The following is a 13,806-nucleotide window of genomic DNA, read 5'->3' on the forward strand; positions in this document are numbered from 1 at the left end:
GTGCCCCTTCGTCGTGTCGGGGCGGGACAGCGCGCGTTCAGAACGGCGCGGGCACCGGCATCCGCTCTTCGACGTCTTCGAATGTCACGTGCGTGGCGACGCCCGGTGGGCGATCGACATGGATCCTGCCGGTGGGACTGGTCCATTCCAGAATCCCACCGCCGAGTTGTCGTACCCTCCACGGGGTGTTGTGCTTGGTCACGTGATGTCGGCGGCAGAAGTCGGCGAGATTTCCGATCTCAGTCGGCCCGCCGTGAGCATGATCGACCGTATGGTCGCCATCGCACATCCGCGCGAGCATACGGCAGCCGGGGAAGCGGCAACGCCGGTCCCTGGCACGCAGATAGCGGCGCATCTCGGCCGAGGGACGATAGCGGTCGACTCCGAGCACGGAACCGGACACCGGGTCGGTCAGGACGCGGTCGAAGCCCGGCGCGTGTCCGACCAGGATCCGCGCCGTCTCCGGATCCACCGGCCCCACGCCCTCCAGGTGTGCGGGCGCTGCCAGCTCATCCGGGTCCGTGAGCGTCAACGCCGGGACGGTGATGTCGATATGCGCCCGGATCTCGCCGAGCAGCCCATCTGCACCCAGGTGCCCCGTCGGTGTCGCCGTCAGCACGAGGTCGGCCAGCAGATCGCATCGCAGCTGGTTCATGGTGCGCTGGTCGGCGAAGTCATCCTCAGCCATCGCCTTGCCCAGCCGCGCGTTCTCCTGCTTCACCTCGAACGCCATCTGAGTGAGGCGATCATGCTCGGCGCGGATGAGCGCGGTCGGCCCGTACTGTACAAGCTCTGCCATGCCGTCCTCATGATCCCGCATCCATACGCCGCGATTCTCGCGCGCCTCGCGGTGCCGCTCGGTGAATGAGACCTCGCGAAGTCGCTCCGCCGTCTGCTTGGCGAAGGGACGGAATCGATTGGGAGACTCCGCTTCGGCGCGCGGCAGCACGATGCTCTCGAAGCGCTCCCTCCCCTCTGCGCTCTCGATCGCGTGACCTGCGGCGAGGATGATCCGCACGTGGGCATGCGAGACGGCACCTCTGTAGAACGCAGCCGCGGTCTGCGGGAAGTCCGTGACCAGCAGCACGGCATCGTCCATCTGCGACTCGACCGTGCGATCACTCACTCGCAGCGCGGCGGCGAGCTCGGTCGCCACCGCGCGATGCGCCATCTCACGGGAGTCGACGGAGTCGAACGGCTCGTCGTCGGCGATCCGCGCGGCGGTCGCCAGCATTGCCGTCTTGACCGCCGTGAGCTGATTGATCGTCTGCTCCATCGACGCCATCGTGCGCACGAGATCGTCCAGCAGCGCGTTCAGTGCCGGAGACGTCATCGCCGAGGTCGTCATACCCCCATTCAACTCGGGGCCACCGACATTCGAACATCGATACGCACCGGACGTTCAACCTCGGGTTGAAGGTCATCGCCCGAGGTGCGTGAGCCGTCCCCCGAGCAGGGTCGCCGACACCGGCATCCGGCGCAGCGTCGCCATCGAAGCAGCATGGGGGTCGGCGCCGCACAGCACCAGGTCTGCACGCTCACCGGGCCGCACCTCGCTGCGCACGGTGGCCACCAGCGCCTCGTCGAGCGTCAGCCGCTCCTCTGGATGCCACGGCTCCCGCTCATCGTCGGTGCGGTACACGGATGCGGCGATGGCCTGCCACGGATCCAACGGTGCCACCGGGGCATCCGATCCCAATCGCACTTCCGCGCCGGCCCGCAGCAGCGACGCCATGGGGTAGCCGAGCGCCGTCTGCTGTGCCCAGTAACCTTCCACCAGGTCGCGGTCGTCCAGCGCGTGCTGGGGCTGCACGCTCGCCGCGAGCCCGAGACGCGCGATGCGCGCGATGTCCGCGTGCTTGACGAGCTGCGCGTGTTCGATCGTGCCCGTGGCTCCGGTCGCCGTCACGGCGTCGAGCGCCGACGACACCGCGCGGTCTCCGATCGCGTGGATCGCGACGCCGAGGCCGGCGCCGGTGGCCTGAGTCAGCAGATCGATGAGATCGTCGGGCGAGACGTTCATCACGCCGAGGTCCGCCTCATCGCCGGGATACGGGTGCGAGCACGCGGCCGTGCGCGTGCCCAATGACCCGTCGGTGATCACCTTGAACGGCCCCATCCGCACCAGCCCGCGGGTTCCCGTCAACGGCTCGCCGGTTCTGAGGCCCTCCTCGATCGCCCGGGTCAGATCTGACAGGTAGACCGCGAACTCCACGCGTTGCGACCCGAATCCGCCGTCCACCCGACGCGCCCAGGAATCGGCGTTCCAGGCCATGTCGAAATCGACGATTCCCGTCACACCGCGGGCGGCGGCAGCGGCGCCGGCGGCAGCGACCGCGCGATCGCCGTGCGCGGTCTCGACGGAGTTCAGGCGCTTCGAGATCTCGAACGCGTCCTCCTCGCGCAGCATCCCGTCCGGCGACGAGAACCGCTCGCGCTGCAGCGCGGCCGAGTTCAGCCACACGCTGTGGACGTCGGCGTTGATCAGGTACGTCGGCGCGCCACCTGTGCCAGCATCCAGCGTCTCGAGTGAGGGCGCGTCCGGCCACAGGGCGTCACGGAAGCCGGTTCCGACGCGGCGGCCGTCTGCGAGCGGGGCGACAGACGACATCCGCGCCGCAGCCTCCGAGGCCGAAGATGCGTCACCGAGCGGCTCGCGCTCAGATGCGAGCGCCCACTGGATCGTGTGCACATGGTTGTCCCAAAGCCCCGGCACCACCCACGCGCTGTCGCCCTCGAGGACCGACCCACGCGGGCGCACAGCTCCGGCCGGCGCGATGTCGACGATGCGGTCACCGTCGAGATGGATGTCCACCGGCTCCGAATCCGCGAGATGCTCACGGCCGGGGCCGGCGATGCGCACACCGCGAACCGCGGCGACGGCGTCACCGACCTCTGTCATGCCTTTCGTCCCGGCCGAGCATCCTGTGCTCTTCGCATCTCGTCGGCGAGGGCGGGATTCGCGTACACGCCATCGCCCTGCAGCTCGGCGATGACGTTCTCGACTGTCGCGGCATCCTTGTTCTGGCTCAGTTTGCGCTTGGCGACGACGCGTGTCGGCGTGAGCCGGAATCCGACCGTGCCGGCGGCGAGCCGTCGCACGAACGCTTCGTCGTTCGGGCGCTCCCACATCAGACGCGGGTCCGGCATCCGTCCTTCGAAGCGCTCGACGAGCCGGTCGAGAACCCGCAGGTTCTCGTCGTCGCCGAGGATCTCGGGAACCCCGGCGAGATGCAGCGCGATGTAGTTCCAGGTCGGCACCGCCTGGGTGTCCTTTCCGTACCAGCCGGGCGAGACGTACCCGTGCGGGCCCTGGAAGACGACGAGCAGTTCGCGCTCGCCCATGCCGTGGATCAGGTCATCCGGACGTCCCACGTGCCCGACGATCGTGAGGTCGTCGCGATCCTCGTCGAGCATCATGACGTAGTGCGAAGCGACCTGGCCCTCATCGGCCGCGCTGACGATCGTCGCCCACGGATTCTGTTCGATCACCCGGCGCATCTCCGCGACGTCGGCCAAGGTGAAGCTGGGATTCTGGCGCATCCCCTCAGCCTACGACGGCGCGGTCGCCGTCAACGTCTGCGCTGCCCCGGTTCGACGACCGAGATCGTCTCGGTCTTCCACTCTTCCCACCCTGGCGTCCCCGCCATGAAGGCGTCCACCTCGTCACGGGTGGCGCGCAGCTTCGGGTCGTTCTTCAGATACTGCTTCGTCTCACGCGCAACGAGGCCCGACAGCACCAGCAGCCCGATGAGGTTCGGGAACGCCATCAGACCGTTCATCGCATCCGAGAAGGCCCACACCACCCCGAGTTGCACCGTGCATCCGATGAAGACGACGAGCGAGAAGATGATGCGGAACGGCATGACCGCCCGACGGCCGAGCAGGCGCTCGATGTTCCGCTCTCCGTAGTACGACCATCCGAGGATCGTGGAGCCCGCGAACAGCACGAGTCCGATCGTCACGATGATGTGGCCCCAGTCGCCCGGCAGTCCGTGCGAGAACGCCTCGCCGGTCATGAGGGCCGGACTGATCTGCTCGCCTGTCTCCGGGTCGATCTGATTCCAGGTGCCGGTGGCGATGATGACCAGCCCGGTGCAGGTGACGACGATGATCGTGTCGATGAAGGTCTGTGTCATCGACACGAGTCCCTGGCGCACCGGGTGGCTGGTCTGCGCGGCAGCGGCCGCGATCGCGGCGGACCCCATGCCCGACTCGTTCGAGAAGATCCCGCGTGCCACGCCGAACTGCACGGCGATGATGATCGCCGACCCCGCGAAGCCGCCCACGGCGCTGGTGCCGGTGAACGCCTCGGTGAAGATCTGCGCGAAGGCCGCAGGCAAGGCCCCGACATTGGCGATGAGGATGTAAATCGCTCCGAGCACGTAGAAGACGATCATGATCGGGACGAGACCCGCGGTCACGCGGCCGATCGACTTGATGCCGCCCACCAGCACGCTCAGCGCGAAGATCGTGAGGACGATGCCGGTCACCCAGGTGGGCACGTTGAAGCTCGACTCGAGGTTCGTGGCGATCGAGTTGCCCTGGGTCATGTTGCCGATGCCGAAGCAGGCGATGACCGCGAAGATGGCGAATGAGAGTCCGAGGACCTTGCCCAGCGGACCCCGGATGCCTCGTTCGAGGTAGTACTGCGGACCGCCGTTCTTCTCGCCGGCGGCATCCGTGGTGCGGAAGCGCACACCGAGGAACGCCTCCGAGTACTTCGATGCCATCCCGAGCAGACCGGTGATCCACATCCAGAACAGGGCGCCCGGTCCGCCGATGCCGATCGCCGTCGCGACGCCGACGATGTTCCCCGTGCCGACCGTCGCGGCCAGCGCGGTGGTCAGCGCCTGGAACTGCGAGATGTCGCCGTCCGATCCGGGGTCCTTACGCGTGAAGAGACCGAGCCGCAGAGCGGATCCGAGGCGCAGGAACTGCAGGCCACCGAGCCGGATCGTCAGGTACAGACCGGTACCCAGTAGGAGCGGGATCAGGAACCAGGGCCCCCAGATCCAACCGCTGAAGGTCTCAAGTGCGGTCTGGAGTCCGGTGAGGTCCATGCATGCTCCTGTCTCGCGTCGTTGCAGTCGGTGGAACCACCCTAGTCACGCCTGGCAGCGCGGACACCAGTACAGCTTGCGCGCGCCGAGCTCTTCGAGCACGATCTCGGTGCCGCACACCCGGCATGGAAGGCCGGCGCGGTGGTACACCCAGTGCCGGTCGTCGCGGCTCGCCATCGCCGCACGGTAGTCGGCAGGCGACAGGTCGTCCATGGTCATCATCTGGCCGGTCTCGACGCCGAGCGGCAGCAGCCGCGCCCAGTCCTCCCAGAGCTGCCGGACGATCTCCTCCGGCACGGCCTTGCCCGGCGTGTGCGGATTCAGGCGCGCCCGGTACAGCATCTCGGCCCGGTACACGTTGCCGATGCCGCTGACGACGGACTGGTCCATCAGGAGCAGCGCGATCGCGGTGCCCTTCTTGCGCACGGCGCGGACGAACCGTTCCTCGTTCTCCGCCGGATCGCCGACGAGCGGATCGGGTCCGAGCTTCGCCACGGTCGCGAGCATCTCGTCGGGAGTCTGCAGCACGCACGCCGTCGGCCCGCGCAGGTCTGCCGCGGTGATGTCTGTCATCAGGCGCAGTCGCACCTGCCCCACGATCGGAGGCGGCCACTCGGCTCCCTCGTCTTCCAGGCCCTTGGTCTGCTCCGACATGCGCACGTGGACGCGGGTGCGTCGCGGAGCGCCGATGGATGCGAGCGAGTTCTCCCCCACGTCGTCGAGGATCTGCGCGTCGTCGAGCAGATCCGGATCCGTGCCGCGCTGGTTGGTCTGCCCCATCCGGCCGTTCGCCGAGGCAATGGTGGGATCGAGCAGGATCTCCCCCGCGAAGTCCCACGCACCGTAGAGACCGAGGTGCACCCGCAGCCAGAGGTCGCCCTCTGCCTCGAGAAACATCTGCTTGCCGACGGCCTTGACGCTCACGGCCTCACGACCGTCGAGCACAGCGGCGCCCTCGGCGAACCGGCCCTGCGGGCTGGACGCGTGCAGCGTCTTGCCGATGAAGTTCCGGTCGAACTGCCGCGCGATCCGGTGTACGGAGTGTCCCTCGGGCATGTCAGGCGCGGGGGTCGGGCAGCAGCGATCCGTCGCGTTCGAAGTCCGCGATCTGCCCGATGCGGCGGACGTGCCTCTCGTCACCGGAGAACGGCGTGGCGATGAAGCGCTCGATGAAGGAGACGACCTCTTCGAAGGTGTGCTGGCGCGCGCCGATCGAGATGACGTTGGCGTCGTTGTGCTCGCGCGCGAGCTCGGCGGTGGAGAGGTTCCACACGAGCGCCGCGCGGATGCCGTGCACCTTGTTCGCGGCCATCTGCTCGCCGTTGCCAGATCCGCCGAAGACGACGCCGAGCGCCTCGACGCCCGCCGCCTGGTCGGCCACGACGGCCTGCGCTGCACGGATGCAGAACGCCGGGTAGTCGTCGACCGCGTCGTACTCGACAGGGCCGTGGTCGACGACGTCGTGTCCGAGGGAGCTCAGATGCTCCTGCAGCTGGGTCGAGAACTCCAGACCCGCGTGATCTGTGGCGATGTGGATGCGCATGCTCACCATCCTAGAAGCGCCGGCCGACACACCCGTCAGGGTGCGATGCCGGCGGCGGCGGGCTTGAATCCGAGGCGGACGTTCTCGCAGTCGCCGGGGCGGGACACGTCGTACCAGGGTCCGAGATCCGTGACGTGCGGGCGTTCGGCCGCCGGAGTCCCCTCGATGCGCTCGACGACGAGGTCGATGAGACCGCTGACGAATGCCGGATGGATGCCGGGGGTCTGCGTGCGCACCGCTGGAATGCCCGCCTCGGCGGCCGATTCCATGGCCTCGGTGTCGAGGTCCCACATGACCTCCATGTGGTCGCTCACGAAGCCGAGCGGCACGATCACGACGGCCTTCGCCCCTGCGGCGGGCAGCTCAGCGATCACGTCGTTGATGTCGGGCTCCAGCCAGGGCTGGCTGGGCGGGCCGGACCGGGACTGGAAGACGAGCTGCCACGGCACGGTCGCGCCGCCGGTGACGGCGCCGAGCTTCTCGATGATGTGCTCGGCGACGGCGCGGTGCTGTGCAGCGTACGCACCGCCCTCGCCCCAGTCGACGTCGCGGGGTCCGGAGCGCTCGGCATCCGCCGTCGGGATCGAGTGCGTCGAGAACAGCACGTGGATGTCGGATGCCGGGATGCCCTGTCCGAGGAACTCGGACACCGCGGCATCCACTCCCTCCTGGAAGGGGGCGACGAAACCGGGGTGGTCGAAGAAGAGACGCACCTTGTCGGCGGTGACGCGGTCCTCGAGACCGGCCTTTGTGATGGCGTGCGCGATGTCCTCGCGGTACTGACGGTCGCTGGAGTAGGAGCTGTATGCGCTCGTCGCGAGCACCAGCAGCGTCTTGTGGCCGTCGTTCGCGGCCGCCGTGAACGCGTCGTCGAGGTACGGCTCCCAGTTGCGGTTGCCCCAGTAGACGGGCAGGTCGATGCCGCGGGCGGCGAGCTCGGCCTCGAGTGCGGCCTTCAGATCGCGGTTCTGCTGGTTGATCGGGCTCACCCCGCCGAAGTGCCGGTAGTGATGCGCCACCTCTTCGAGGCGCTCGTCCGGGATGCCGCGTCCTCCCGTGACGTTCCGCAGGAACGGGATGACGTCATCCTGCCCCTCGGGGCCGCCGAAGCTCGCGAGCACCAGGGCGTCATAAGCCACCGGGGTCTCGATGAACTCGGCTCCGCCGGCGGCGGCAGAAGACGCGAAAGGAACGGAAGTCTGATCGAGCGCAGTCACCCCTCCATCTTCCCACCTCCCGCGCGCCGGCATCGTCGCCGTCCTGGCGTAGGCTGTCATGGTTGCCGTCGGCGCCAGCAGCGTCGACCCCATGCGACACCCCCGAACCCCTGGGAGAAACAGCTGTGCCTGGAGAGAACCTCACCCGAATCGAAGCGCAGGAGCGCCGCGAGATCATCGACACCCAGTCGTACGCGATCTCGCTCGACCTGACCAAGGGCGCCGAGGTGTTCGGCTCCCGCAGCGTCGTGCACTTCACCGCGAAGCCCGGCAGCTTTACCTTCATCGACCTCATCGCCCGCGACGTGCGCGAGATCTCGCTCAACGGAGAGCAGCTCGACCCCGCCGAGGTCTTCGCCGAATCACGCATCACGCTGACTGACCTGCAGGAGGAGAACGTCCTCGTCGTCGACGCGGACTGCCTCTACACGAACACCGGTGAGGGACTGCACCGCTTCGTCGACCCCGTCGACGGCGAGGTCTACCTCTACTCGCAGTTCGAGGTCCCCGACTCGCGCCGCGTGTTCGCCGTGTTCGAGCAGCCCGACCTCAAGGCCACGTTCCAGTTCACCGTCACGGCGCCCCAGGCGTGGAAGGTGATCTCCAACTCCCCCACGCCCGAGCCCATCAACCACGATGAGAGCAACACCGCGACGTGGGGCTTCGAGCCCACCCCGCGCATCTCGTCGTACATCACGGCCCTCGTCGCAGGCCCGTACGAGTCGACGTTCTCCGAGCTGACCAGCGCCGACGGCCGGGTCATCCCGCTGGGCGTCTACGGGCGCAAGAGCCTCTGGGAGCACCTCGACGCCGACTACATCTTCGACAAGACCCGCGAGGGCTTCGCGTACTACGAGGAGAAGTTCGGAGTCCCGTACCCGTTCGCGAAGTACGACCAGCTGTTCGTGCCGGAGTTCAACGCCGGCGCCATGGAGAACGCAGGTGCGGTCACGTTCACCGAGACGTACGTCTTCCGCAGCAAGGTGACCGACGCCGTGAAGGAGCGTCGCGTCGTCACGATCCTTCATGAGCTCGCGCACATGTGGTTCGGCGACCTCGTCACCATGAAGTGGTGGAACGACCTGTGGCTGAACGAGTCGTTCGCCGAGTGGGCGTCGACGATCGCCACCGCAGAGGCCACGGAGTGGACCGAGGCGTGGACCACATTCAACGCCATGGAGAAGACCTGGGCGTACCGTCAGGATCAGCTCCCCTCGACGCACCCGATCACCGCCGAGATCAACGACCTCGAAGACGTACAGGTGAACTTCGACGGCATCACCTACGCCAAGGGCGGGTCGGTGCTCAAGCAGCTCGCCGCCTGGGTGGGCATCGACGCGTTCTTCGCGGGCGTCGGCCAGTACTTCCAGAAGCACGCCTGGGGCAACACCGAGCTGAGCGACCTGCTCACCGAGCTCGAGGCGACCAGCGGCCGTGAGCTGAGCACCTGGTCCAAGAAGTGGCTCGAGACGGCCGGCGTCAACACGCTCTCGCCCGTCATCGCCGAGGACGCGGACGGCGTCATCTCCCGGTTCGCGATCACTCAGACCGCCCCGGCGGACTACCCCACGATCCGCCCGCACCGGCTCGGCATCGGCTTCTACAACCTCGACGGCGGCGCACTCACCCGCACTCACTACGTCGAGATCGACGTTGACGGCGACCGCACTGAGGTGCCCGAGCTGCAGGGTCAGAAGCGCCCCGACCTCGTGCTGCTGAACGACAACGACCTCGCCTACGCGAAGATCCGCCTCGACGAGCGCTCGCTCGAGACCGCGATCGCACACCTCGCCGACGTCTCTGACCCGCTCGCTCGCTCCCTCATCTGGGGTGCCGCCTGGGATCAGACGCGCGACGCCGAGAGCACGGCATCCGACTACATCGAGCTCGTGCTCGGCAACATCGGCCGCGAGACCGAGTCGACCACCGTTCGCACCACACTCGCGCAGCTGCGCACCGCCGCGACGCTCTACGTCGCGCCGGCTGAGCGCGACGCGGCGCGCCTGAAGGTCGCAGAAGGCCTTTGGGATCTCGCGCACAGCGCCGCCGCGGGCAGCGACAGCCAGCTGCAGTTCGTGACGGCTTTCGCGGCATCGATGGTGAACTCCGAGCACGCCGGCATCGTCGGACGCCTGCGCTCCGGCGAGGAGACCCTCCCGGGCCTCGAGATCGACACCGACCTGTCCTGGCAGCTGCTCGTCGGCCTCGCATCGATCGGCGCCACCGATGCCGCGTCGATCGACGCTGCACTCGCCGCGGACAACACGTCCAAGGGCGCCGAGTTCGCCGCGCAGGCGCGTGCTGCGCTGCCGACGGTCGACGACAAGCGCGTCGCATGGGCCTCGCTCGTCGACAACGCCGATCTGCCGAACACGATCGTGCGCTCTGCTGCGCTCGGCTTCGTGCACCCGAACAGCGCAGAGGTGCTCGGGGAGTTCGTGCAGCGCTACTTCGACATGCTCGTCCCGGTGTGGGAATCGCGCACGTATCAGATCGCCAACTACCTGATCGTGGGGCTCTACCCCACCGCGCTGGCCGACGCCGAGCTGCGCGACGCCACGCGCGCGTGGCTGTCCGCCAACTCGGATGCTGCACCCGCGCTTCGCCGCCTGGTCAGCGAAGGACTCGCCGACGTCGAGCGCGCGCTGAGCGCACAGGCGAGGGATGCCGAGGAGCCCGAGCCCGTCGACTGACCGACTCCGCTGTGATCAGGCCTCTGACCGCGCTGCTTTCAGCCCGGTCAGAGGCCTGATCGATAGAATCGGGAGGTGCTGAACCTCCCCCTCGAGACCGTGCCTGAACCATCGGCGTTCCAGCTCTGGCTGGTCCAGCTCTGGGAAGGCACGCTCGCGTGGCTCCTCGCCGCGGGCGAGAACGTGATCCACGTCGTTCTGACCGTCGTCATCTGCGTCGTCATCGCGTTCGTGCTGCGACTGCTGATCCGGCGCATCGTCCACCGCATCGTGGATCGCGCCAAGTCGAAGGCGAATGTCGATGACACGCAGGCCCTCGAGCGGTCGCCCCTCGCAGACATGCGACTCGTTCAGCGCACGCGCACCCTCGGCACGATCCTGCAGAACATCGTCAACGTCGCGGTCGCCATCGTCGCTCTCGTGCTGATCACCAATCGGCTCGCACCCGATCTGGTCGGCTCGCTCACGCTCCTGACGGCCGCGATCGGCGCCGGACTCGGCTTCGGCGCGCAGAACATCGTCAAGGACGTCCTGAATGGCCTGTTCATCGTCGCCGAAGACCAGATCGGCATCGGAGACATGGTCGATATGGGTCTCGCCACAGGTGTCGTCGAGTACGTCGCGGTTCGCATCACTCATGTGCGCGATGTGAACGGCACGCTCTGGTACGTCCGCAACGGCGAGGTGACCCGGATCGGCAACATGTCGCAGGGATGGGCTCGCGCCATCGTCGACATCGGCGTCCCGGTGGACGCGGATGTGCCGGCCGTGGAAGCCGCGCTTCTGGAAGCCGCTCAGGGGCTTGCCAAGGACAACAAGTGGCGCACGCGCATCATCGAGCGCCCCGAGGTGTGGGGCCTCGAGTCGATGTCGGGCGAAGCGCTCGTCATCCGCGTCGTCATGAAGACCCGCGCGACCGCGATGGACGACGTCGCCCGCGAGTTGCGGATGCGGTTGAAGGATGCCGTCGAGAAGCTCGATCTCGCGGTGCCGTCGCTCGAGTCCGTCATCCCCGACGGCGTCGCCGGTGCGCGCCGGGTGCGCGGCGCGAATCCGCCGAGGACACGCCCCAATGCCGTCACCGGTGTTCCGCCGGCTGCCCGCGGCATCTGGCGGAAGAAGAACCCCAAGCAGCAACCCGAGCCTCCGGAGGAAACCGAATGACGTTCTACGACGAGGTCGGCGGCCAGACGACCTTCCAGCGGATCGTCGATGTCTTCTACCGCGAGGTCTCGCTCGATCCCGTCCTCAAGCCGATGTACCCCGAGGAAGACCTCGGTCCTGCGGCGGATCGCCTGACGATGTTCCTCGTGCAGTACTGGGGCGGCCCCACCACGTACAGCGAGCGAAGAGGGCATCCGCGTCTGCGCATGCGACATGTGCCGTTCCGCGTGGATCCCGACTCGCGCGACCGCTGGCTGCGCTGCATGCGCACGGCTCTCGACGAGGTGGAGCTCTCTCCGCTGCACGACGCCACGCTCTGGGACTACCTCGAGCGGGCCGCTTATGCCATGGTGAATACGCTGCCATCTGCCGCCGCCTCCCCTGGTGGCCGGCCGACGCTCGACGCACGCAGCACCAGTGAGGATTCAACGGAGACCGCATGACGACCACGCCCCTGTCCGCAGATGTTCTGGTGATCGGATGGGGGCTGGCAGGGCTCGTCGCCGCGTCCGAGGCCGTGGCGGCAGGACGCCGAGTGATCATCGTCGACCAGGAACCGCGATCCAACCTCGGCGGACAGGCTTGGTGGTCCTTCGGCGGGCTGTTCTTCGTCGACTCGCCCGAGCAGCGACGGATGGGCATCAAGGACTCGCTGGAGCTCGCGAGGCAGGACTGGTTCGGCAACGCCGGCTTCGACCGCGACGAGGACGAGTGGCCCAGGAAGTGGGCTGAGGCGTACCTGCAGTTCGCCGCCGGTGAGAAGCGCGCGTGGCTGCGCGAACGCGGTGTCGGGTTCTTCCCCGTGGTCGGCTGGGCGGAGCGCGGCGGCTACGGTGCACTGGGGCCCGGTAACTCCGTGCCGCGATTCCACATCACCTGGGGCACCGGTCCTGGGATCGTCGCACCGTTCGACGAGGCCGTGCACCGAGCCGAGGAGGCCGGCACGGTCACGATCCTGCCCCGCCACCGCGTCACAGAACTGATCCTCTCGGACGGCGCCATCGTCGGCGCCCGAGGCGACGTGCTCGCCGACAGCCCCACCGAGCGCGGTACCGCATCGTCGCGTGACATCGTCGGAGCGTTCGAGATCTCGGCGGGCGCGACGATCGTGTCCTCCGGCGGCATCGGCGGCAACCACGACCTCGTCCGGTCCTCCTGGCCAGAACGACTCGGGACGCCGCCCGCGCACATGCTCTCCGGGGTGCCCGCGTACGTCGACGGATCGATGCAGGCGGTGTCGCAGGCCGCCGGCGCGCACCTGATCAACGGCGACCGCATGTGGCACTACGTCGAGGGGATCCAGAACTGGGATCCGGTCTGGCCGATGCACGGCATCCGGATCCTCCCCGGCCCGTCATCGCTGTGGCTGGATGCGACGGGCAGACGGCTTCCCGTGCCGCTGTTCCCCGGCTTCGACACTCTGGGGACGCTGGAGCACTTGCGCAGGACCGGGCACGACCACTCCTGGTTCATCACGTCGCGGCAGATCGTGGAGAAGGAGTTCGCGCTGTCCGGCAGCGAGCAGAACCCCGATCTCACCGGCAAGGACGTCCGGCTGCTGCTGAAGTCCCGGCTTGCGAAGGGTCCGACCGGGCCCGTGCAGTCGTTCCTCGACGAGGGGGCGGACTTCATCGTCGAGGACGACCTGGACTCGCTGCTCGCGCAGATGGCCAGTCACGACGGCGGGGAGCTGCTGGATCTGGAGCACGTGCGACGCGAGGTCATCGCTCGCGACCTCGAGATGGAGAACGACTTCACCAAGGACGCCCAGGTCGGGATGCTGCGCTCCATGCGCGCGTACCGCGGAGACAAGCTCATCCGCACCGCCGCCCCGCACCGGCTGCAGGATCCTTCCGCCGGCCCCATGATCGCGGTCAAGCTGCACGTGCTCACCCGGAAGTCGCTGGGCGGGATCAAGACCGACCTGGACGGACGGGCGCTCGGCGCCGACGGCGCGGTGATCCCCGGCCTGTTCGCGGCGGGAGAGGCGAGCGGCTTCGGCGGCGGCGGCGTGCACGGCTACCGGGCTCTGGAGGGCACGTTCCTCGGCGGATGCCTGTTCTCGGGACGGCAGGCCGGTCGCGCGGCGGCGCGCTGAGGCGTTACTCGCCCCGAGCCGATACTCG

The 13,806-nt window shown here is 68.1% G+C and carries 11 protein-coding genes; 4 read left to right on the top strand and 7 right to left on the bottom strand.

All coding sequences use genetic code 11. The features are described from left to right. Positions 1-37: 37 nt before the first annotated feature. The 7 genes from MAE01_RS06720 to MAE01_RS06750 form a co-directional block, all read right to left on the bottom strand. The gene (locus tag MAE01_RS06720) at positions 38-1,348 is read right to left on the bottom strand and encodes an HNH endonuclease signature motif containing protein (RefSeq protein WP_147038774.1); all 1,311 of its coding nucleotides are present in this window, start codon (positions 1,346-1,348) and stop codon (positions 38-40) included. Positions 1,349-1,420: 72 nt separating this feature from the next. Beyond that, positions 1,421-2,902 (bottom strand): amidohydrolase, encoded by a 1,482-nt coding sequence (locus MAE01_RS06725; protein WP_147038775.1) that lies wholly within the window; start codon positions 2,900-2,902, stop codon positions 1,421-1,423. Beyond that, positions 2,899-3,543 (bottom strand): FMN-binding negative transcriptional regulator, encoded by a 645-nt coding sequence (locus MAE01_RS06730; protein ID WP_147038776.1) that lies wholly within the window; start codon positions 3,541-3,543, stop codon positions 2,899-2,901. Before MAE01_RS06730 ends, MAE01_RS06725 begins: the two co-directional genes overlap by 4 nt. A 29-nt stretch (positions 3,544-3,572) precedes the next feature. After that, positions 3,573-5,063 carry an alanine/glycine:cation symporter family protein gene (locus MAE01_RS06735; RefSeq protein ID WP_147038777.1) on the bottom strand — a complete coding sequence of 497 codons (1,491 nt, stop codon included), beginning with the start codon at positions 5,061-5,063 and terminating at the stop codon, positions 3,573-3,575. Positions 5,064-5,108: 45 nt separating this feature from the next. Next, positions 5,109-6,119 (bottom strand): Fpg/Nei family DNA glycosylase, encoded by a 1,011-nt coding sequence (locus MAE01_RS06740; RefSeq protein WP_147038778.1) that lies wholly within the window; start codon positions 6,117-6,119, stop codon positions 5,109-5,111. Position 6,120: 1 nt separating this feature from the next. Then, positions 6,121-6,606 (bottom strand): ribose-5-phosphate isomerase, encoded by a 486-nt coding sequence (locus tag MAE01_RS06745; protein WP_147038779.1) that lies wholly within the window; start codon positions 6,604-6,606, stop codon positions 6,121-6,123. Between the two features lie 35 nt (positions 6,607-6,641). Further along, entirely contained in the window at positions 6,642-7,823 is a 1,182-nt protein-coding gene (locus tag MAE01_RS06750; protein ID WP_229718179.1) for a ferrochelatase, read from the bottom strand. Between the two features lie 125 nt (positions 7,824-7,948). Between MAE01_RS06750 and pepN the strand changes: the two genes are divergently transcribed. From pepN to MAE01_RS06770, 4 genes are all read left to right on the top strand, one after another. After that, positions 7,949-10,516, top strand: a complete 2,568-nt coding sequence (gene pepN / locus MAE01_RS06755; protein ID WP_147038780.1) for an aminopeptidase N — start codon at positions 7,949-7,951, stop codon at positions 10,514-10,516. A 78-nt stretch (positions 10,517-10,594) separates the two neighbouring features. Further along, positions 10,595-11,680, top strand: coding sequence for a mechanosensitive ion channel family protein (locus tag MAE01_RS06760; protein ID WP_147038828.1), 1,086 nt, complete (start codon positions 10,595-10,597; stop codon positions 11,678-11,680). Continuing rightward, positions 11,677-12,123 carry a globin gene (locus MAE01_RS06765; protein ID WP_147038781.1) on the top strand — a complete coding sequence of 149 codons (447 nt, stop codon included), beginning with the start codon at positions 11,677-11,679 and terminating at the stop codon, positions 12,121-12,123. Before MAE01_RS06760 ends, MAE01_RS06765 begins: the two co-directional genes overlap by 4 nt. Continuing rightward, complete coding sequence (locus MAE01_RS06770) at positions 12,120-13,778, top strand: FAD-binding dehydrogenase (RefSeq protein ID WP_147038782.1); 1,659 nt, start codon at positions 12,120-12,122, stop codon at positions 13,776-13,778. Before MAE01_RS06765 ends, MAE01_RS06770 begins: the two co-directional genes overlap by 4 nt. Positions 13,779-13,806 lie beyond the last annotated feature (28 nt).

It is taken from the genome of Microbacterium aerolatum (assembly GCF_007988825.1).
GTDB lineage: Bacteria > Actinomycetota > Actinomycetes > Actinomycetales > Microbacteriaceae > Microbacterium > Microbacterium aerolatum.

Coding starts and splice junctions, on each gene's coding strand:
- MAE01_RS06720 (WP_147038774.1), bottom strand. CDS start 1,348: ATGACGACCTCGGCGATGACGTCTCCGGCACTGAACGCGCTGCTGGAC.
- MAE01_RS06725 (WP_147038775.1), bottom strand. CDS start 2,902: ATGACAGAGGTCGGTGACGCCGTCGCCGCGGTTCGCGGTGTGCGCATC.
- MAE01_RS06730 (WP_147038776.1), bottom strand. CDS start 3,543: ATGCGCCAGAATCCCAGCTTCACCTTGGCCGACGTCGCGGAGATGCGC.
- MAE01_RS06735 (WP_147038777.1), bottom strand. CDS start 5,063: ATGGACCTCACCGGACTCCAGACCGCACTTGAGACCTTCAGCGGTTGG.
- MAE01_RS06740 (WP_147038778.1), bottom strand. CDS start 6,119: ATGCCCGAGGGACACTCCGTACACCGGATCGCGCGGCAGTTCGACCGG.
- MAE01_RS06745 (WP_147038779.1), bottom strand. CDS start 6,606: ATGCGCATCCACATCGCCACAGATCACGCGGGTCTGGAGTTCTCGACC.
- MAE01_RS06765 (WP_147038781.1), top strand. CDS start 11,677: ATGACGTTCTACGACGAGGTCGGCGGCCAGACGACCTTCCAGCGGATC.
- MAE01_RS06770 (WP_147038782.1), top strand. CDS start 12,120: ATGACGACCACGCCCCTGTCCGCAGATGTTCTGGTGATCGGATGGGGG.